The sequence below is a fragment of the Mesorhizobium sp. USDA 4413 genome (assembly GCF_056280365.1).
On the sequence record NZ_JBVPRP010000001.1, the window covers coordinates 1,299,393 to 1,318,596 of the forward strand.

The window sequence follows — 19,204 nt, forward strand, 5'->3', positions numbered from 1 at the left end:
GAGGCGGAAGACGGGTCATTGAAATAGCTGCCGGAGCCACAGTGTGCGACGCACCATGGCAGAGTCGATCTCGTAAAATCCTTGGAAACCATATCTGTCGGGCCTTGCTCCAATCGGCCCGCCTTAATAGAGTCGCAAATTGTTCCTGTCATTGTCTGCATGGGTAAGGAAGGCCGGAAGCAACCGGCCGGATTGGGCAGCCAGAAAGAGTTCTTTGGCGCAACGGGGAGTTACGCGGGTGGGTAAGTCGCAGCGTCTGCATGCTCGTGTCGGTTGAAGGGCCGGCGAACATGTCTCTGCCAAAATTCATCATCGGCATGATGTTCGCGCTCGCGATCATCATCGGCTGGTCCTATCTCGATGGCGCATCGGCGGGCACCATCCTCTTGCGTGCTATCGTCTGCGCCGTGATCATCCAGGCAGGCTATTTCCTTCTGGTCTTCGCCATGATCGGCCGAGCCACACCGACATCGGCAGGCAAGATCCGTGAAGCCGACCGCGGCACGATCCTCGACAAGGTCGCCGAAAGCGAAAAGCTAAGCGCCAGGCGCAGCCTCCGTTGATCGCTCGACCGACGCCGGGACCAGTCCGGCCTCGACCGCGGGCGTGGTTTCACGCTCGGCCTGCTCGCCTGACAGCATCCTCGCAAGACGGCTGCCGGCGTTTGCTTTCAGCCGCCGATATTGTCCGACCTCGACGATCCGCCCGTTCTCGATGGCCACGACCCAGTCGGCGAAGGCGATCATCGACGGCCGGTGCGCGACGGTCAGAATCGTCATTTGGCCGCGCAGCGCCTCGATCGATTGCGCGATCAGCGACTGGTTCTGCCAGTCGAGCGCGCTCGTCGCCTCGTCGAGGATAAGCAGCGAGGGCTTGCGCAGCAGCGCCCGCGCCAGGGCGATGCGCTGCCGCTCGCCGCCGGAGAGCCGCACACCGCGGTCGCCCACCACCGTCTCGAGCCGCAATGCCAGCCGCTCGACGAAGTCGGCCGCGTGGGCGTTGCGCAGTGCCGCCCAGAGCTCGTCGTCGCTCGCCTCAGGCGCGGCAAGGCGCAGATTGGCGGCGATCGTGTCGTGCAGCAGGAACACGTCCTGCGGCACATAGGCGACCTGATCGCGCCAAGCCCTGCGGTTCTGGGCGGTGATCTCCACGCCGTCGGCCAGGATCCGGCCGCTGGTTGGTTCGAGCAGGCCGAGCAGCATGTCGGCGATCGTGCTTTTGCCGGAGCCGGAAGGGCCGATCAGCGCCGTCACCTTGCCGGCCGGCAGGCCGAAGCTGATATCGCTGACGACCGGTTTCCCGTCGCCTTCGCCATAGGCGAAAGAGACATCGCGGATGTTGAGGCCCGTATCGAGCGTGAGTTTCGCGCCCTGCTCGCCCGCGTTCTCCTCCGGCTCCCGCTCGGCATCGAAACGGGCCTGGAGGCTTCGCATCGAAGCATAGGCCGGCAGGTTGATCAGCACCTGCTGCGTCTGAAGCTGCATGTCCATGAAGCGCGGCGCCACGCGCATGAAGACCAGGAGCAGCACGACGATCTCGGCAAGCGACAAATTGAAGCCGACCAGCGCGATGTAGATGAAGAGGCTGAGCCCAATCACGCTGGTAACCTGGAACAGCGCGGTGCCGAGCGAGGAGTTGCGGACGAACGCGATGTTGTCGGCCTTCATCCTGTCCAGCGTCGCGCCGAGTTCGGCAAAATAGCCCGCCTCGACATTCAGGCTCTTGGCCACCTTGATGCCGCCGAGAAACTCCGAGACCGTGCGGTACTGGTCCTGGCGATTGCCGGTCAGCGTGCGGCCATAGGCACTGGCGCGCGCCCTGAACGGTCGCAGGGCGATCAGCAGCACCAAGCCGATGAAAATGGCGAAACATGTCATCACCGGCGAGATGAAGAGCGAGACCACGAGATAGCCGGTGAGAAGCAGCGTCGCCTGGGTAAGCATGAGCAGCGAGAAGGCGGCGACCTGCACCCGGTCGACATCGCCGTTCAGCGCATGGTCGAGATCGGAGCTGCGGATGCGGGTGAAGACGCCCCATCGCGCCTTGCCGACGCTCTCGAATAGGTTCATGCGCACGCGGTTGACAAAGTCGTAGAGCAGCCGCGCCATGTAGACGGACTTGAAGCGGTTGAAAATCGCTTGCAGCGCCACCAGCGCGACGAGCAGCGTGAGCACGGTGGCAAGCGATAGCGTTCCGCCGGGCACCAGCCAACGCAGGGCCTCCGGCACCCGCACCACATAATCCTGCTCGGCTTTGCCGATCAGGCGCAGCAGCGGAACCAGCAGCAAGATCGAGATGCCTTCGGTGAGACTCCCCAGGATCAGGAAAGCAAGCGCCGTCGCCGTGCGTCGCCCGCCGACATGCGCCATCATGGCGCCGAAGCCGGCGACATCCCGGAAAAACGACAAGCGAAGCTTGGAGGACCAGCCCATGCCTTGGCTCACCTTGTCCCGCCCGCCAGGTCGGTTTCGATCGCGGCGACCGCCTCGTCTATCCGGACAAGCCCGGCCGGCACTTCGAGGCGGCTGACGCCCACCCGTCCGGCGACCTGTGCGCATTGGCCGAGATGGACCGAGGCGGAATCACCCGGCAGCGCCTGCCGGCCGAACCGCGTGACATAGGAGAATTTGATGATCGCCGGCAGCGCGGCGGCCCCGGCCAGCGGCGAAATCGCCGCCCGCCCGCCGCGCTCGAGCACATAGATGCGCGATACGGGCACTGCCTCGTCGGCAAATCCGTCGTGCAACCGGTGTTGCGCCTTGTCGATTTGCGGATGCACCCGCGGCCGGACCTCCGTCTGCTCGAGGCGAATGGCGCCCGCCGCGTCCGCGGCGAGTTTGAGCTGCGGAAATCCGGGCAGGATCATCGGCCGACCCGGGTCGGACAAATCCAGTGCCACGACGTCGTCGGTAAGCAGCCGATGGCCGGCGCGGATCATCGCGCCAGCCGTCGTCGACTTCCCGGCGCCCTTGTCGCCCATGAAGATCACGCTCTTGCCGCCGACGGCGATGGCGCTGGCATGCAGCACGAGCAGCCTGCGCTGGTGAAGAGCGAGCGCCATCACCGGCCCGAGCAGCGGAAAGGCAAGCAGCGGATCGTCGATCCCCGGCGCCGGATCGACGTCGATTCGCTTGCCGCCGCTGATCATGAACGTGCCGACCGCCTGCCATGAAAGATATTGGCGCGCCGGCTCGAAGCGGAACGCCGTGGCGCCCGCCGATGCGCCGTCCGGAAAATCGACCGGTCCGACCGCGATCTCCAGGTCCGGCGTCGCCGGCGCCGTGGGTTCCAGTTCCGGCAAGCTCACTTCCGAGCGCACGATCAGCCCGTAGGCCCTGTAGAAACGACGAATCCGTCCACCCGGCGCCGGCGTCTCGGTGGCGGGTTCGGGCCGCGCAAGGGAAGCGATCGGAAGGTTCATGCCGGGCTTCCTTGGACTTGCCGCAGCCACAGCGACAGCGATACCGAGCGCCAGACATGCTGGACATCCGGCAGCGTCGCCTGCTCGGGCTGGCTGAGCAGGCGCTCATAGACCGCGTTCACTTCGGGCAGGTTGACATAGGGCGCGATCCGCTCGCTGTCCGAAATCAGCAGCCTGTCCAGAAGCTCGCGGTGGTTGCCGAGCATGCCCTTGACCAGATTGGCGGTGAAATCGATCTTGTCGCGCCGCCACTGCACCGCCGGCGGCAAGACGCCTTGCATGGCCCGACGCAGCACATGGCGGCCGAAGCCGTCCCTGAGCTTTTCCTCGCCGGGCAGCGCCAGGCAGAATTCGACGAGCGGCTTGTCCCAGAACGGATAGCGGGGCTCGACGCCGAAATTAGCGGCGGCCTTGTCGAGCACCTCAAAGGCGTGTGGCACCAGCCCGTTGGACAAAAGCCAGCGATGCGTCAGCGCTTCGCTGGCGGTAACGGCTGCTGGCATGTAGCCGCTGCGGTGGAAACGCTCGGCAAGATCGGTGCGCCTGGCAAGCTCCGGGTTGACCAGGCCTGCCCAGGCGGCGCGCGCCGCTGGCGCCGGCCTGCCCCGCACCTTGCCGACAAAACGTCTGGCCATCGACCTCATCCTGGCAATCCGCCAGGCCGGCCCGTAGATGGTCAAGAACTTGAAGTAGAGCGAGAGCATCCCCTCGCCATAGGTGTTGGCGGCGCTGCGCAATTCGCGCCACAACTCCAGCCACCTGCCGGCATTGGCGAGTTCGTGAAGGTGCCCATGGCCCTGCGAGACGACCTCGTCGCCGCCATGCCCGTCGAGAAGCACCTTGACGCCCTTGGCGCCGGCGGTGCGGTAAAGGTCGCGGGTCAATGACAGGCCGGGCGCCAGGAACGTGCCTTCCTGCTCCTCCAGTATGCGCTCGAAATCGGCGAAAGGCGCATAGTTGCCGACCGCAATCAGCGTGGCGTCGAGCGGATTGTCGGCGACAACCGCATCGATGAACGGCTTCTCGTCCATGGGCGAGCCCCTGTCGAACACCAGCGAGAAGGTCTTGAGCTTCGGGTTGCGTTTCGCCGCCGCCCTGAGGCCCGCGAGACAGGCGATCGAGGAGGAATCGAGCCCGCCGCTCAGCATGGCGCCCACGGCCGGCGTGCCGCGCATGCGGTTCTCCACCGATTGCGCGAAGAGATGTCTGAATTCCTCGGCCGCGTCCGATCGCGGCGGCCGCTGCGACGGCTCGATCTGCCAGTAGCGCCGCAGCATTACCTGGCGGTCCGCGACCATCATGCTGTGCCGTGCCGGTAGGCGGAAGATCTCGGCATAGGGCGTAGCCTGCGGATCGTCCGGCAGGCCGGCGAGGAAACCGGAGATCTGGTGTTCGCTGAGCCGTCTGCCGACGCCGTCCAGCGCCAGGATCGGCCCGATCTCCGAGGCGAACGCAAAACGCCTGCCGGTCGAATGATAGTAGAAAGGTTTGACGCCGAAATGGTCGCGCGCGCAAAACAGCGCCTGCCTCTCGCCATCCCATATCGCGAAGGCGAAATCGCCCTGCAGATAGGTCGGGCAGGCCTCGCCCCATTTTAGGTAGGCGCGCATGATGAGCATCGCGTCGGCCATCGCCCGATCGCGCAGGCCGAGCCGCGCCAGAAGCTCGTCGCGATTGTCCAGCCGGCAGTCGGCGGTGATGGCGAGCTTGCCGCCGGCCATCGTCAGCGGACCGGGGCCGTCCTCACCGGTTGTGTCGAGCCAGGCGTGGCCGAGCGCCACGCTGCCCTCCGTCCACCAGGAACTGCCGTCGCGGGCGCGGTGGCGCATGCGCGAAAGCATCCCCTGGACATCGCCGGCCCCGGCGGGCCGGCCATTGTCGCCATGCACGATTCCGGCGACGCCGCTCATCGCTCACGATCCATGATCGACCAGATGGGCAAATCCATTGATCGAGCCGCCGAGCACGATGTGGTTGCCGCTCATCAGCCAGGCATGCGCCTTGAGCTCGCTGCCCGTTCCTTTTTCGATGCCGATGCTGATCTTCGAGGCATTGCCCTGGCGGGCGAGCAGATATTGCCCGGCCAGCGCCTGGGTGAGGCAAGTGGCGCCCGGCACGAGCCGCGCCGCGGCGGCAACGCCCCAGGCAACCCGCCGCAGGTCGCCGATGCCGGCGTCACGCCTGGCATCCAGTCGTGTGACCATGCCGCGGACGCGATTGTAGGAGGACAGCGTCAGCGCAAGCCGCACCGCGCCCACCACTATCAGGCAGCGCGCCAGAAACAGTATCTCGCGGCCGCTCAGCGAGCGGAGCCTAGACCAGTTCCTCACGGTGGAGCCTCGCAAGCCCTGCTTCAGTGAGCCCCTTGAGCAAGCCCTCGACATCGGCCTTGCAGCGCTCGGCATCTACATTGTAGCGCGCGAGCACGGCGCTGCGGATATCGAGGATCGATCGCGGCTCCTGAATCTGCTCCCAGATGAACGCGCCGACGCCGTTCAGGCTGTAATACACATTGGATTTGAGGTGAAGCAGCGCCAGTCCGGCGCCGAATTCACATGCGACCGCCTCGCCGGTCGCGACCACGCGGTCATGGTCCGAGGGGTTCCAGTCCATCCTAAAACCTCGTTGCTGGCCACCGCGCCCTTGGGCCTTTCGCCGTGGATCGGTTGCCGGCGATCCTCGGCAGGAAGCCGGGGGACAAAGCCCCCCGGCTCACCTGATGGAGAGCACCCGGAGCCCCAACCTAGACACCCGGATGTCTGTAAGCTTTTAAGAGAAAGTCAGCTCGCCGACCGGCGTGTGCGCGGGAAAGCTCGCGTCAAGCGCCGTCGTGCCAGCACCGCCCTGCGTGATCGTTTCGATCGAACCGTGAACCGTCAGGCTGGGGGTCTCGTACTCATGCTTTTCAACATTCTGTTCCATTCTACTCTCCAATTAAGGACTGGAAGCGGCTGCAGAATGCCGCCAGCATATGGCTATGCTGCAATGCGATTGCTGCACGGCAACATCTATGAGTCAAGCCTGATTTACCGAGCATTAATCAATTCTCGGTTGCGCTCGCCTTCGTTAATGATCAAGCCCTGGACGCCATTATCGTGAACCGCGACCGCCCCAGGATTCAACCGCAGGTCTTTGCCGGTTACATAAGCAGTTGATTTATTTGTGGTAATTTTCGCGACGCGAAAATCCCTTTCGCTGATGCGAAGAAATTGCTGCGAAAAATGCCGACTTTTCGGCCACGACCGGATGTCCCTGCGTTGTCTTTAAAAGTGATCAAACGTTTGGCCACTTTAGCGCTTAGGTTGCAGCGATGAAACGGCTCCAGCCGGGCTGCGGGGCAATCGCGTTAATTTTCCCGGTGCTTTTCTTCGCAGTTGCGGTATAAACCGCCCGGGCGGTATTTTGCGGAGAACGACATCGGCATGGCGGTGCAGGATGGCTCGTACGAAAGGTTGCGCGCCGCCGGCTGCGCCGACGAAGTCGCCTATGTGCAGGCCTGCCTGAGGCTGTTTTTCGCGCCGCGAGCCAACATTACGGACGGCCGGGCCGATGTCCCAGCGCCGACGGTCTCGGCCGCGACTCCAATCACGGTGACCCCAATCTCAGCGACCCCAATCTCAGCGACAAAGGTCGCCGACATCGCCAGGCTGAACAAGGTCGCCGTGTTCCTGCTCAAGGCGCTCAAGCATGCTCCCGCATGTGCCGCGCCCGCGGAATTGCCTGGATGGCTCGATGGCTATCGTCGGCGCACGATGTCGATGAACGCCGCCTGCATCGGCGACTCGATAGCCATCGATCGCGCGCTGCGCGAGAGGCAGGTCGATTTCGTCTTCCTCAAGGGGCCGCTCCAGCAGCATCTGCTCTATGGCGACCATTTCATGAAGCCTTCCGGCGATGTCGACATACTGGTTTCGCCGGCGCGCTTTGGCCAAGCGCGCGAGGCGTTGCGGGCGATCGGCTACGAGGTCGCCGGCAAATCCCGCTCCGTCTGGTGGGTTCGCTTCCTTGGCGAGCAGCACATGGTTCGCGAAGATGGCGCGAGGACTTCGACGGTCGACCTCCATCACCGGCTGCAGCAGCCGGGATCTCCGAGCCCGCGCGACGTCGACGGCTTCCTGCGCCGCAAGCGCGAAGTCGAGGTGGCCGGAGCCGTCATGCCGGTGATCTCGGCGGCCGACACGCTGCTTTTGTCCTCGATCAGCATCGCCAAGGCCTTTTTCAACCGCGAGCCCTGCGCCGGCTATGTCTGCGACGTCAGGGCCAGCGCCAGCCGCCTGAACGAAGCCGAGCAGCAGAGGGTGCTCGATCACGCCGCCGGACAGGGCCTGGCGGATACGCTGCTCCTCGGCCTGCGCGCGGCCGACGTGCTGCTCGGCGCCACAGGCACCCTGCTTTCGGAGCGCGCGACCCGCATTCTGGCCCGCATCGACAATGCCGATCTCTTCCACATGGTCATGGCGCCGTGGCTGGCGTCGCTCCGCTGGCCGCAGCGCCGCCATGTGCTTTGGGAACTCTGCGGCCGCGAGCCGGTCCGTTACCTTGCTGAAGCCGGTTGGGCGGCCTCCGCCGACCTTAGCAGGCGCATCTTCGAGCGCCCGGCCATGGTCGAGCCGGCGCGGAGCGAAATGATCAAAATCGTGGGTGGGGCGGCCAATCATGCAAGCGAAAGGTAAGTCCATGCCCGTGACGACGCCCATCACGACCCCCGTGTCGACCCTGGGGGTCTGCGTCATCATCGCCGCGCGCAATGCGGCACGCACCATTCCCGGCGCCATCGCTTCGGCGCTGCGCGAGGCCGAAGTGGCTGAGGTGATCGTGGTCGACGACGCCTCCACCGACGACACCCGGGATGTGGCCTTGGCCGCGGACGACGGCAGCGGCCGGCTTGCCGTCATCCGCTTCGACGTCAATCGCGGTCCGTCTGCAGCGCGCAACGCTGCCATCCAGGCCTCCAGATCGCCCTTCATCAGCATTCTCGATGCCGACGATTTCTTCCTCGAAGGCCGTTTTCGCCGGCTTTTCGCCAGCGCCGACTGGGATTTCGCCGCCGACAACATCATGCTGATCCGCGACGATGCCGCGACTGACCTCGCCAAAGTCGCCGCGCCGCCTTTCGCGGCTGATCCGGAATTTCTCGACTTCGAGCGCTTCATCGAGGGCAACATCTCGCGCCGCCGTGTGCGGCGCGGCGAGCTCGGCTTCCTCAAGCCGGTGATCAGCCGGGCTTTCCTCGAGCGGCATGGGCTGAGCTATGACGAGAACCTCAGGCTTGGCGAGGACTACGAGCTTTACGCGCGCGCTGTCGCCTGCGGCGCTCGGTTCAAGGTCATCAAGTCCTGCGGCTATGGCGCGATCGTGCGCGCCGATTCGCTCAGCGGCCGCCACAGGACGCAGGATTTGGAGCGCCTTGCCGATGCCGATCTGGCGCTGCTCCAGATGGACAACCTTCCGGAGCGCTCGAAGGCCGCGTTGCGGCGCCATGAGCGCCACGTCCGCGACAAATACCGTCTGCGCAACTTTCTGGACGTGAAAGCCGAGCGCGGCTTGGCATCGGCCGCGGCCTACGCCTTCGCAAGCCAGTCGAATCTGATCCCGATCGTCTGCGGCGTCGCCGCCGACAAGCTCGACGCGCTGTTCCGCCGCACCGGGATTGCTGCGCGGCAGCAAATACCGCCGATGCGCTTCCTGATGGCGGCAACCAGCACCGCGAGCGAGTGATCCCGCATTGCCCCGGAAGCTGCCGCCCCTCAAAAAATCCCCATTCCGAAAACTATGATGTTGCCTAGTCGCTGCCGGAATGGCAGTCTATGTTGCAATGCAGCAATTTCGAAAGGCCGATAGGATGGCTTCGATTTTTGGCTTCAGATCCCGGGATCCGGCGCGCGACCGGCAGACCGATCTCCAGCGTTTCGACCGGCTGGCGAAGCTGTTCGACCAGATCGCGGCGGAGATCGAGGCGGAGAAAACCGGGCTGGAGAACCGCTACAAGTCGACGGCCGCCACCGCGGCCTTTCTGGTCGAGGCGATGGAGAACGGATCGGCGTCGGCCAGCAAGGGATCGGACGTCAGTGCGATGACCAGCTCGATCCTGAATTGCGAGCGGCGCATTGCCGAGCTCGCTCGCCAAAGAAGTTTGATGAAGGAATTGCGTCATTCGCTCGACGCGATGGTCGAGGATGGTTCCGACCGGCCTGCTTCGCAGGCGGCGGCAAGAGGCTGATGGCGCGTCAGGCGCCGTCATCGGTACGAGACATTAGAGGAGTTCAAAGGGCGGAGGATCAGAAGCGGCTCGCTCATGCGAACCGAGGATGACTTGGGTTGGGCGGACAACACAAGGTGAGTTTGTTATGAACGCAGATCCGGACAAAACCTCCACCGTGGCGGCTTGCGCGATGTCGCATGCGCCAGGGAGATTAACCAGCCTGCGGCTCGGCGTGGCCGGCGCCCTGTTTGCGGTTGCAGCGGCCCTTGCGGCGGGTCTGCATCCCGCGCATGCGCAAGAGGCGCAGCAAGAGCCGCAAAGCGCGCCGTCCTTCGTCGACAATTTCTCAAATTTCAATCAGTCCCGCTGGTTCGTCTCGGATGGCTGGACCAATGGCGCCCATCAGAACTGCACCTGGTCGAAGGATCTCGTGCGGCTTTCCGACGGCGTGCTGTCGCTGGGCTTCGAAAAACGTAAGCTGAAGGACCGCGAGTTCGCCTGCGCCGAGATCCAGACCAAGCAGCGCTACGGCTACGGCGTCTACGAGGCGCGCATGAAGACCGGTACCGGCTCCGGCCTCAACGCGGCCTTCTTCTCCTATATCGGCCCGCAGGATAAACAGCCCTGGGACGAGATCGACTTCGAGGTCCTCACCAAGGATCCGTCGAAAGTGCAGGTCAACAGCTACATCCAGGGCAAGCCGAAGAACGGCAAGCTGGTCGACGTCGAGGGAGGCGCCGACAAGGGCTTCAACGATTATGGCTTCGTCTGGGAGAAGGACCGGCTGCGCTGGTATATCAACGGCAAGCTCGTCCATGAGGTGACTAACCCGGACGAGCTGCCGAGGCATTCGCAGAAAATCTTCTTCAGCCTCTGGGGCAGCGACAAGCTGACCAACTGGATGGGCGCCTTCACCGATCCCGGCAGCAAGGTGACCATGCAGGTCAAGCGCGTCGCTTTCACCGCTTTGGGCCAGCCATGTCAGTTTCCGGAATCGCTGGCATGCAGCATAAGTAATTCCAATTAGGCATGGTCCCCAAAAGTGGGGAACCGGTTTTGGGGTAAGATCATGCCGAACCAGCCAGGCCGTTGGGCCTGGGGGACATCTGAACCGGCCGGACCGCTTTTGTGGCCCGGCCTTTGACAGGAATAGAACCAAATGAATTTGACGGTGTTTGGGATTGGCTATGTCGGTCTCGTCCAGGCCGCAGTGCTTGCCGAGGTCGGCCATGAGGTGGTGTGCGTCGATGTCGACGAGAAGAAGGTGGAGCGGCTCAACCAGGGTTTGATCCCGATCTTCGAACCGGGCCTCGAAAACCTCGTCAAGGAAAACCATGCTGCGGGGCGCATCCGCTTCACCACGGACGCGGCAGCGGCGGTCAGGCATGGCCAGATCCAGATGATCGCGGTTGGCACGCCGCCCGGCGAGGACGGCTCCGCCGACCTGAAATATGTGCTGACTGTCGCCGAGACCATCGGCCGGGAGATGGACAGCCCCAAGATCGTCGTCGGCAAGTCGACCGTGCCGGTCGGCACTTGCGAAAAGGTGAAGGCCAGGATCGCCGAGACGCTGAAGAAGCGCGGCCGCGAGGATCTGAGCTTCGACGTCGCGTCGAACCCCGAATTCCTCAAGGAGGGCTCGGCGGTCGCCGATTGCATGAAGCCGGACCGCATCATCGTCGGCACCTCCAGCGAGGATACCGAGATGGTGATGCGCGAACTGTACGCGCCGTTCAACCGCAACCACGAGAAGATGATCGTGATGGACGTGCGCAGCGCCGAGTTCACCAAATACGCCGCCAATTGCATGCTGGCAACCAAGATCAGCTTCATGAACGAGATGGCCAATCTCGCCGAGCAGCTGGGCGCCGATATCGAGGAGGTGCGCAAGGGCATCGGCTCGGATCCGCGCATCGGCTACCACTTCATCTATCCCGGCCTCGGCTATGGCGGTTCTTGCTTCCCGAAGGATGTTCGCGCGCTGATCAAGACCGCCGAGGGCGTCAAGTTCGACCCCAAATTGCTGCGCGCCGTCGAGGAGCGCAACAATGCGCAAAAGTCGGTCCTGTTCGACAAGGTCAACCACTATTTCAAGGGCGCGCTCAGGGGCCGGACCTTTGCGGTCTGGGGGCTGGCCTTCAAGCCCAACACCGACGACATGCGCGAGGCGCCGTCGCGCACGCTGATGGAGGCGCTGTGGGCGGCCGGCGCCAAGGTGCAGGCCTACGATCCCGAGGCGATGCAGGAGTGCCAGTCGATCTATGGCCTGCGCGAGGATCTGCTTTTGTGCGGCACCAAGGAAGCGGCGCTGCGCGGCGCCGACGCGCTGTTGATCTGCACCGAATGGAAGAGCTTCCGCGCGCCGTCCTTCGACGCGCTCAAGGATGCGCTGACGACGCCGGCCATCTTCGACGGCCGCAATCTCTACGATCCCAAGGTGATCGCGCGCTACGGCATCGAATATTTCTCGATCGGCAGGATGGCCGCATGACGATGGCTGCTTGCCTCAAGAACAACGATGGCCGCGAACGGCAACGGGGCCGACAATGACCATGCGCGTGAAGCAGGAGGGTTCGATCTGATGGTGCTCGACGCTCGGCCCGAACAAATCGCCAACGAGCATTTCGATCTCGTCGTCATCGGATCCGGCTTCGGGTCGTCCTTCTTCCTGCACGAGTTCCTGAAGCGGCGCAAAGCCCGCGTCCTGGTGCTGGAATGGGGTCGCCACAACACGCATGAGTGGCAGCTCAGTCAGAACGCCAACACCGACATAGACGACGAGAGCACCTACAAGACCGACAACGCCGACAAGCCGTGGAATTATACGATTGGTCTTGGCGGCGGCACCAATTGCTGGTTCGCGCAGACGCCGCGTTTCCATCCCAACGACTTCAAGCTGAAGAGCACCTACGGCGTCGGCAACGACTGGCCGATCAGCTATGACGAGCTCGAGCCGTTCTATGGCGACGCCGAGGAGATCATGTCGATCTCGGGCGATCCCGACATGGCGCGGATGTTGCCGCGCTCGCGGCCGTTTCCGCAGCCGCCGCATCGCATGTCGACGCCCGACCGCATGATGAAAGCGGCGCAGCCGGACCAGCACTTCGTCATGCCGACCGCGCGGGCGCGCGTGGCGACGTCGCAGCGCTCCTCCTGCTGCGCGAATCTCAGATGCTGGCTGTGTCCGGCGGACGCCAAGTTCACCGTCAACAACGGCCTGATGCATATCTTCCAGCATCCGGACGTCTCGGTTTGCCTGGGAGCCGAGGTGCGCCGGTTCGACCATGCAGGCGCCGCGGTCCGCTCCGTCGCATTCGTGCGGGACGATAAGGAATATTCAGTCAGCGGCGATCTCTTCGTCCTTGGCGCCAACGCCATACAGAGCCCGGCGATAATGCTGCGCTCCGGACTTGGCGGCGAGTTCGTCGGCTTGGGCCTGCACGAATCCTATGGCTGGAACTACGAGGCCTATCTCGGCGGTGTCGACAATTTCGACGGCTCCACCATCACCACCGGCCTGAATTTCGGCCTCTATGACGGGCCGCACCGGGCCGAGCATGCGGCGGCGCTCGTCTATTTCGAGAATCGCTGGCAGCACGGCATGCGCGCCGAGAAGGGCAGGCTGCGGCAGGTGCTGCCGCTGGTCGTCGTCACCGAGAACCTGCTCGACCCCGAAAACCGCGTCGTCCTCGACAAGGACGAGAACGCCTTCGTGAGCTTCAAGGGCGCGTCGGACTATGCCACCAAGGGCATGGCGAAAGCGCTGGAAAGGCTGCCGGAGCTGCTCAAGCCGTTGCCGGTCGAGCAGATCTTCGATCGCGGCATAAGGCCGACCGAATCGCATGTGCAGGGCACGCTGCGCATGGGCACAGGCCCGGCCGACTCCGTGGTCGACCGCGACATGGTCCACCACCAGCTCAGGAACCTCGTGGTCGTCGGTACCAGCACCTATCCGAGCTGTTCCTGCGCCAATCCAAGCCTGACGGCGGCTGCCTTGTCCTTGCGGGCGGCGGGGAAGCTGGCGGCATGAGGGAGGGCTCGATGAAGATCACCCGCCGCACCGCATTGGCCATCGTCGCCGGCGGGGTCGCCTCGACGGGCATCGCCGCTGCCGCCGTCTCGTCCTTCTCGGACGAGGACCTGGTTCGCGTCACGCTCGAAAAATATTTCGGCCCGCTCAACATGCGCGTCGAGCACCTGCAGCAATTCGTGCTCGAATTCCAGAACCGCAACCCCTGGGTATTCCCCAGCGCCAAGCTGGCGGACGCCGTGACGCTGGCCGAAACGGTGAAGCTCGGCAAGGCGCGCGAGCTGCTGCCGAAGGACAAGCGACGCGATCTGCGTCACTTCGACCGCTGGGTCGTCGCTGAGTTCCACATGCTGACCGATTATGCCTGGCGCAGCTCGCCCGACGATCCGATCCGCTTCACCGGCTGGCAACCATGCACCAATCCTTTCGCCAATCTGGAACCGCACAATGCGTAAGGCAGGCGGAACAGAAGCTCTTTGTTTTCACGCAATTCCGGACGGAAAGTCGTCTCACGCTTTTCCTGGGGTTGCTCCAGCATGAGGTCGCCAATGGCTGCGCAGCGCAAACCGACGGTCACCGTCATCGTTCCTACCTTCAACCGCGAGAAGTTCCTGCCCGAAGCCATCGACAGCTTGCTCCGGCAGACTGTGGTGCCGGATCAGATCCTGATCGTTGACGACGGCTCGACCGACAACACCGGCGCGGTGGTGGCCTCGTTCCCGGCGCCGGTGGAATATTACCGCAAGGAGAATGGCGGCAAGTCGACGGCGCTGAATTTCGCCCTGAAGCACTGCACGGGGGATTTCGTCTGGATATTCGACGACGACGACGTCGCGCACCCGACGGCGCTGGAACGGTTTCTTGCCGCCTTCGAGCGGCAACCGGAGGCCGATTTCGCCTTCGGCGAATATGCGCGTTTCCAGCGCTCCGCCCAGATCGAGGAGCAGGATTACGAGATCGTCGCCTTCGGCCACGTCACCCAGGACAATTTCTTCCCGTCCCATCTCGAATATTGCCACGTTCACCAACCGGGCCTGCTGGTGCGCCGCAAATGCTATAACGAGGTTGGGGGCTTCAACGAAACCCTGGTCCGGTCGCAGGACTATGAGATGATGCTGAGGCTCGCGCGCCGGTTCAAGGGCATCAGGGTCGACGGCCTGATGTTCTTCCAGCGCCAGCACGACATGGTTCGCGGCAGCACCAAGGTCGTGATTTCCTATACCGACCGGATCAAGGCCTGGGGCTCCTACGACCGCGTGATCATGGAAGAGATCTACAAGTCGGTCGATCTCCACGAATATCTCGATCGCTCGGAACAGGCCTTGCCGAAGACGGCCGATCTCGAGATGCAGGCGCTGCTGCAGCGCTCGAGCATCATGGCAAGGAAGGGCCTATGGCACCATGCGGCCGCGGACATCCGCCGTTACGCCCAGCTTGCCGAACGAGCCGGAAAGGCGTCGCTCAGCGACAAGGAGCGCGCAATCGTGCGGCGCACCTTCGAAGCCTATGACACGGGCCTGGGATCCGCTCCCGCCGATGAATTCGTCTCGGCGGTGAAGGGATGGAAGGCGGGCCCGCTGAAGGCCGACATCGTCAGGGAGTACATGCACTCTTTCCCGCATCATCTGGTCAGGGACCTGAAGGCGGGAAAGGTGATCCCGGCATCGAGATTATGGCGGGAGTATTCCACGCTGTCGCTTTCCGCCTCGCTCGGCCGGTTGTGCCGGGCGATGACGTCGAAGCTTCCATTGGCGCGCGGCGCAAGCTGACGAGCCGTGGGTTGCAGATGGTCGCCCGGGCCGAATTAGGAGCCGAACGATGAAAGTGCTTTTTGCAAGCGGCAACGGATATATTCCCGAGTTCACCGGCGGTGTGCAATCCAACACCCATCATCTGGTCGAACAGCTGATCGAGCACGGCCACCAGGCGTCGGTCCTCGCCTCGCTGTTCGGCGACGGCATGTTCGGCTTCAAGGCGCGCGCCAAGATGAAGCTGCTGCGGCAGCCGGCGGTGGTCGACAATTTTCCCGGTTACCCGGTGATGCGCGCCTGGTTCCCCTGGGAGGCGGCGGGCTTCGCCGTCAGGAAAGCCAGGCCCGACGTCGCCGTCGTGCAATGCCACAAATCCGTTCCGCTGGGAAAGGCGCTCCTTGCCGAAGGTGTGCCGCTGGTCGTCTATCTGCACAATGTCGAATTCCATGAGCTTGCGGGCGACCCGCGCGAACTCGGCTCGGCTTTGTACATCGCCAATTCGGAATTCACCGCGCGCACCTACAGGGAAAAATTCGGCATCGAATCCATCGTGCTTCCCCCGACCATCAACGACGCCCTCTATTGCACGCAGACGACCGGCGAATTCGTCACCATGATCAATCCCTATGAGGAGAAGGGTTTTGATCTGGCGGTCAAGATCGCGGCCGCTTGCCCCGAGATCCCGTTCCTGTTCGTGGAAAGCTGGAAGCTTGACGACGACCATCGCGCCCGCGTCGAGAAGACCATCGCGCCGTACTCGAACATCAAACTCGAAAACCGCACCAACGACATGAAGACGGTTTATGGCCGCACCAAGATCCTGCTTGCGCCGAGCAAATGGGAGGAAGCCTGGGGTCGCGTGGCGTCCGAGGCGCATTGCAGCGGCATCCCGGTCGTCGGCTCGAGGCGCGGCGGCCTGCCCGAAGCCATCGGTCCCGGCGGCGTGGTGCTCGACTACGAGGCTCCGCTTGCCGACTGGGCCTCGGCGGTGAAGCGCCTGTGGAACGATCGCCAGGACTACGAACGGCTTTCGGCGGCGGCTCTCGCCTTCTCCAAGCGCCCGGAGCTCGATCCCGCGCGGCAATTGGTGGTGTTTCTCGATCTTCTCGAAAGGGCGGCCCGGCAGGGCGTCCGCCGCGCCGCATAGCTCTATGCCGGGCGCTTTACCCGGCTCTTCAGCGCTTCATAGCCGCGCTCGCCGAGCAGGGCGCGCGCCGTCGCCTTGACCGCCTGCTTCCGCCCGTCAGACGAATTGATCTGCCTGAGCCGCGCTGGAAGATTGCGCGCCGCCTGCTGCAGCGCCGGCAGCGACATCGGGTCGGGCAAGCTCACAATGTTGGTTTCGACGCATAGCACCGGCTTGCCGGAAAGCTTGGCGATCCTCAGCGCCTGCTCATGCTCGCTCTCGATGAACAGGATGGCGTCCGACTTGCGGTAGAACTCGGCCTTGAAGCTGCCATGCGCGCCGAGCCGCTGCCGCTCTGCCTTGTTCGGCAAGTCGAGCATGACGAGATGGTCGTATCGGATGTTGTGCTCGGCGAGCCAGGCCTCAGTCAGCTTGCGGTATTTTTCCAGCCGGCTCGTCACCAGCCAGCCGATCTTGCGGGTCGGCCCGAGCAGGGGACGCGCCCCGGCGAGGAATTTCTCGTAGGCCGGGCCGTCGTCGTTTTCCTCCTCGCTTGGATCGAGGCAGAGCACGCCGTCAATGTCGACGCAGCACTGCTCGAGGAAGACGTGGTGCATGAAATTCCACTGGAACATCCTGGGATGCGGCACGGCCTCGAAGACCATGTCGGTTTCCTCATGCTGCAGCGACAGCCCGAACACGGCGGCGAAGATGAAATCGCCCTTGATGCCGCTGGCCGCGACCTTTTCGCGCGCGTCGCGCATGGCGGTGCCGCCGATTATGCTGTCGTCGATCACCAGGATCTTGCGCATGTCGGAGGCCTGCCGGTCGAGGCCTGCCCAGCGTTTCGTGATGCCCGAAGTATAGATCCGGCCTTCCAGGAAACTGTCGAGATCGGTCATCGGGATGTTCGCCGTCAGGCTGACCAGCGTCGCGGCGAGGATGCCGCTCCTCGGCACGCCGACGACCAGGTCGATGTCGCGCGGCAACCGGTGCAGGTTGCGCACGATCGCGTCGTTCATGTCTGAAATCGATCGATAGTTCATGCGGTTATCCTGTCCTGAGATCGGCGTGTCGCGAGCCGCGTGGTCTCATTTCGCCCCGCTCCGGGCTGCGAGGAACCCTCTTGCGGGTATTAGCCGCAAGGCCTCGTAAAGCGCTTCGCGGCCGGCGCTGAAGGCAAGCGCGACGACAATGGTCACGACATAGGAGAGCGCCGCGCCGCCGGCCAGCGCGACCACCGGCGGCGCCTGCAGCATCGGCTTGACGAGCCAGACCGCGCCGAACGCCAGATGCGCGCCAAGCACGAAAGGCAGCGCCGCGTGAAGCACATGGCTGGCCTTGAGCGGTCCGTGCCTGCCGACATAAAGCCACAGGAAAGGCGTGCGCATATATTCGCTGACCGCGTAGGCGACCGCGACGCCCAGCGCGCCGTAGGGAAGGCCGATGGCGAAGGCCAGCACCGAGGTTACGGCGGTGACGATACCCCAGCGCATGAAGTCGCCCGAACGGCCCTGGCTTACGAACAGCCATCCCGCGGGGTTGTTGAGCGGCTGCAGCAGTCCGGCAAAGCCCAACGCCAGGAAGATCGGCGCGCTTCCCCGCCACTGCTCGCCGAGCACGAAGGGGATGAGCATGTCCGACATGGCTGTGGCGAAGGCGACACCCGGAAGCGCCACCAGAAGGATCAGCGGCATGACGCGCAGATAGGCGCTGCGGTAGCGGTCCGGCTCGTCCTTCAGCCGCGAGAGCGCCGGCACCATCACCTTCGCCAGCGGGTTGGTGATCTGGCTGAGCGGGAAAAGCAGAAGCTTGTAGGCGCGGTCATAGAGGCCGAGCTGCGCCTCGCCCCAGTATTTGCCGATCAGCACATTGTCGAGGTTGCGGGCAAAGAAATTGGCGAAGTTGAAACCGGTGATGCCGGCGCCGAAATTGATCAGCGCGCCGACGCCCTCGACCTTGCGTGGCAAGCCGGGACGCCAGCGCGAGGAAGCCCAGTAGCACAGCGTCGGCAGCACGGCGCTCGCCAGCGTGCCGGCGAAAAGCGCCCAATAGGAACGGTCGATGAAGGTCCATGCGATGGAGACGGCGACGCCGATAATAGCGCTGGCGATGTCGATGATGGCCAGCCGCGTGAACTCCATGCGGCGCGTCAGCAGCGCCACATGCTGGGCTCCCAGGCCATAGGCTATGATCTGCAGGCCGAAGGCGGCGACGAGGCCCGTCACGCGCGGCTCGCCATAGAAGGCGGCGACCAGCGGCGCCGAAGCCGCAAGCACGCAGGCAAGCAGCGTGCTCACCGCCACATTGATCCAGAACAGGTAATTGACTTCCTCGTGGCGAATGCCGGTCTTCTGGATCGTCGCCTGGGTCAGGCCGAAATCCTGGAACAGCGCGATGAAGGCAAGCACCGGCGCGCACATCGCGACGACGCCGAAATCCTGCGGCGACAACAAGCGCGACAGCACGATGACGGAGATCATCTGCGTCGCCACCCGCACGCCCTGCGCGATCGCGGTAGCGACGGCGCCGCGCCCGACCGATTTGCGCAGCGAGCCCTCAGGCGGATCGAATGCACTGGTTTCCAAATTCAGGATCCCTGATCTCGCGACCGGCCCGACATCGTCGCGACCGCGCCCACCGCCATCCACAAGCTACCGCAAGAAGTTTTTGC

The 19,204-nt window shown here is 64.0% G+C and carries 18 protein-coding genes; 10 read left to right on the forward strand and 8 right to left on the reverse strand.

From position 1 onward, the window contains the following. The first annotated feature begins 290 nt into the window (after positions 1-290). The gene (locus ACVMIM_RS06475; RefSeq protein WP_476111248.1) at positions 291-563 is read left to right on the forward strand and encodes an exopolysaccharide production repressor exox; all 273 of its coding nucleotides are present in this window, start codon (positions 291-293) and stop codon (positions 561-563) included. Here the strand turns inward: ACVMIM_RS06475 and ACVMIM_RS06480 are convergent. From ACVMIM_RS06480 to ACVMIM_RS06505, 6 genes are all read right to left on the reverse strand, one after another. Beyond that, positions 537-2,432: an ABC transporter ATP-binding protein gene (locus ACVMIM_RS06480; RefSeq protein ID WP_476111250.1), complete on the reverse strand. Its 1,896-nt coding sequence runs from the start codon at positions 2,430-2,432 to the stop codon at positions 537-539. The two genes, ACVMIM_RS06475 and ACVMIM_RS06480, sit on opposite strands and share 27 nt — an antisense overlap. Before the next feature lie 8 nt (positions 2,433-2,440). Then, on the reverse strand, positions 2,441-3,421 hold the full coding sequence (locus ACVMIM_RS06485) for a phosphoenolpyruvate carboxykinase (ATP) (protein ID WP_476111252.1): 981 nt from the start codon (positions 3,419-3,421) through the stop codon (positions 2,441-2,443). Next, positions 3,418-5,331 carry a lasso peptide isopeptide bond-forming cyclase gene (locus ACVMIM_RS06490; protein ID WP_476111254.1) on the reverse strand — a complete coding sequence of 638 codons (1,914 nt, stop codon included), beginning with the start codon at positions 5,329-5,331 and terminating at the stop codon, positions 3,418-3,420. The genes ACVMIM_RS06485 and ACVMIM_RS06490 overlap by 4 nt, the downstream gene beginning before the upstream one ends. A gap of 3 nt (positions 5,332-5,334) precedes the next feature. Continuing rightward, entirely contained in the window at positions 5,335-5,751 is a 417-nt protein-coding gene (locus tag ACVMIM_RS06495) for a lasso peptide biosynthesis B2 protein (protein WP_476111256.1), read from the reverse strand. Continuing rightward, positions 5,735-6,034 carry a PqqD family protein gene (locus ACVMIM_RS06500; protein WP_040993642.1) on the reverse strand — a complete coding sequence of 100 codons (300 nt, stop codon included), beginning with the start codon at positions 6,032-6,034 and terminating at the stop codon, positions 5,735-5,737. The genes ACVMIM_RS06495 and ACVMIM_RS06500 overlap by 17 nt, the downstream gene beginning before the upstream one ends. A 156-nt stretch (positions 6,035-6,190) precedes the next feature. Next, on the reverse strand, positions 6,191-6,343 hold the full coding sequence (locus tag ACVMIM_RS06505) for a lasso RiPP family leader peptide-containing protein (RefSeq protein WP_095769314.1): 153 nt from the start codon (positions 6,341-6,343) through the stop codon (positions 6,191-6,193). Positions 6,344-6,843: 500 nt separating this feature from the next. Here ACVMIM_RS06505 and ACVMIM_RS06510 point away from each other — a divergent pair, with 500 nt between their 5' ends. From ACVMIM_RS06510 to ACVMIM_RS06550, 9 genes are all read left to right on the forward strand, one after another. Then, entirely contained in the window at positions 6,844-8,094 is a 1,251-nt protein-coding gene (locus ACVMIM_RS06510) for a nucleotidyltransferase family protein (protein ID WP_476111258.1), read from the forward strand. A gap of 4 nt (positions 8,095-8,098) precedes the next feature. Continuing rightward, entirely contained in the window at positions 8,099-9,139 is a 1,041-nt protein-coding gene (locus ACVMIM_RS06515) for a glycosyltransferase family 2 protein (protein WP_476111260.1), read from the forward strand. 124 nt (positions 9,140-9,263) lie between these two features. Then, on the forward strand, positions 9,264-9,641 hold the full coding sequence (locus ACVMIM_RS06520) for a single stranded DNA-binding domain-containing protein (RefSeq protein WP_476111262.1): 378 nt from the start codon (positions 9,264-9,266) through the stop codon (positions 9,639-9,641). Positions 9,642-9,813: 172 nt separating this feature from the next. Beyond that, positions 9,814-10,650, forward strand: a complete 837-nt coding sequence (gene exoK / locus ACVMIM_RS06525; RefSeq protein WP_476117120.1) for an endo-1,3-1,4-beta-glycanase ExoK — start codon at positions 9,814-9,816, stop codon at positions 10,648-10,650. 132 nt (positions 10,651-10,782) lie between these two features. After that, the gene (locus ACVMIM_RS06530) at positions 10,783-12,114 is read left to right on the forward strand and encodes a UDP-glucose dehydrogenase family protein (protein ID WP_476111264.1); all 1,332 of its coding nucleotides are present in this window, start codon (positions 10,783-10,785) and stop codon (positions 12,112-12,114) included. A gap of 90 nt (positions 12,115-12,204) precedes the next feature. Then, positions 12,205-13,653 (forward strand): GMC oxidoreductase, encoded by a 1,449-nt coding sequence (locus tag ACVMIM_RS06535; protein ID WP_476117122.1) that lies wholly within the window; start codon positions 12,205-12,207, stop codon positions 13,651-13,653. 11 nt (positions 13,654-13,664) lie between these two features. After that, a complete protein-coding gene (locus tag ACVMIM_RS06540; protein WP_476111266.1) occupies positions 13,665-14,108 on the forward strand; it encodes a hypothetical protein in 444 nt (147 codons plus the stop codon). A 93-nt stretch (positions 14,109-14,201) separates the two neighbouring features. After that, positions 14,202-15,422 (forward strand): glycosyltransferase family 2 protein, encoded by a 1,221-nt coding sequence (locus ACVMIM_RS06545; RefSeq protein WP_476111268.1) that lies wholly within the window; start codon positions 14,202-14,204, stop codon positions 15,420-15,422. Between the two features lie 49 nt (positions 15,423-15,471). Continuing rightward, positions 15,472-16,551, forward strand: a complete 1,080-nt coding sequence (locus ACVMIM_RS06550) for a glycosyltransferase (protein ID WP_476111270.1) — start codon at positions 15,472-15,474, stop codon at positions 16,549-16,551. A gap of 2 nt (positions 16,552-16,553) precedes the next feature. Here the strand turns inward: ACVMIM_RS06550 and ACVMIM_RS06555 are convergent, their stop codons facing one another. Then, positions 16,554-17,576: a phosphoribosyltransferase gene (locus tag ACVMIM_RS06555; RefSeq protein ID WP_476111272.1), complete on the reverse strand. Its 1,023-nt coding sequence runs from the start codon at positions 17,574-17,576 to the stop codon at positions 16,554-16,556. A gap of 45 nt (positions 17,577-17,621) precedes the next feature. Beyond that, the gene (locus ACVMIM_RS06560) at positions 17,622-19,118 is read right to left on the reverse strand and encodes a lipopolysaccharide biosynthesis protein (protein WP_476111274.1); all 1,497 of its coding nucleotides are present in this window, start codon (positions 19,116-19,118) and stop codon (positions 17,622-17,624) included. Positions 19,119-19,204 lie beyond the last annotated feature (86 nt).

Excerpts from the sequence above, each read along its gene's own strand:
- ACVMIM_RS06475 (WP_476111248.1), top strand. The coding sequence starts at position 291 with ATGTCTCTGCCAAAATTCATCATCGGCATGATGTTCGCGCTCGCGATC.
- ACVMIM_RS06535 (WP_476117122.1), top strand. The coding sequence starts at position 12,205 with ATGGTGCTCGACGCTCGGCCCGAACAAATCGCCAACGAGCATTTCGAT.
- ACVMIM_RS06530 (WP_476111264.1), top strand. The coding sequence starts at position 10,783 with ATGAATTTGACGGTGTTTGGGATTGGCTATGTCGGTCTCGTCCAGGCC.
- ACVMIM_RS06555 (WP_476111272.1), bottom strand. The coding sequence starts at position 17,576 with ATGAACTATCGATCGATTTCAGACATGAACGACGCGATCGTGCGCAAC.
- ACVMIM_RS06515 (WP_476111260.1), top strand. The coding sequence starts at position 8,099 with ATGCCCGTGACGACGCCCATCACGACCCCCGTGTCGACCCTGGGGGTC.
- ACVMIM_RS06485 (WP_476111252.1), bottom strand. The coding sequence starts at position 3,421 with ATGAACCTTCCGATCGCTTCCCTTGCGCGGCCCGAACCCGCCACCGAG.
- ACVMIM_RS06545 (WP_476111268.1), top strand. The coding sequence starts at position 14,202 with ATGGCTGCGCAGCGCAAACCGACGGTCACCGTCATCGTTCCTACCTTC.
- ACVMIM_RS06540 (WP_476111266.1), top strand. The coding sequence starts at position 13,665 with ATGAAGATCACCCGCCGCACCGCATTGGCCATCGTCGCCGGCGGGGTC.
- ACVMIM_RS06480 (WP_476111250.1), bottom strand. The coding sequence starts at position 2,432 with ATGGGCTGGTCCTCCAAGCTTCGCTTGTCGTTTTTCCGGGATGTCGCC.
- exoK (WP_476117120.1), top strand. The coding sequence starts at position 9,814 with ATGTCGCATGCGCCAGGGAGATTAACCAGCCTGCGGCTCGGCGTGGCC.
- ACVMIM_RS06520 (WP_476111262.1), top strand. The coding sequence starts at position 9,264 with ATGGCTTCGATTTTTGGCTTCAGATCCCGGGATCCGGCGCGCGACCGG.
- ACVMIM_RS06505 (WP_095769314.1), bottom strand. The coding sequence starts at position 6,343 with ATGGAACAGAATGTTGAAAAGCATGAGTACGAGACCCCCAGCCTGACG.
- ACVMIM_RS06500 (WP_040993642.1), bottom strand. The coding sequence starts at position 6,034 with ATGGACTGGAACCCCTCGGACCATGACCGCGTGGTCGCGACCGGCGAG.
- ACVMIM_RS06490 (WP_476111254.1), bottom strand. The coding sequence starts at position 5,331 with ATGAGCGGCGTCGCCGGAATCGTGCATGGCGACAATGGCCGGCCCGCC.
- ACVMIM_RS06550 (WP_476111270.1), top strand. The coding sequence starts at position 15,472 with ATGAAAGTGCTTTTTGCAAGCGGCAACGGATATATTCCCGAGTTCACC.
- ACVMIM_RS06510 (WP_476111258.1), top strand. The coding sequence starts at position 6,844 with ATGGCGGTGCAGGATGGCTCGTACGAAAGGTTGCGCGCCGCCGGCTGC.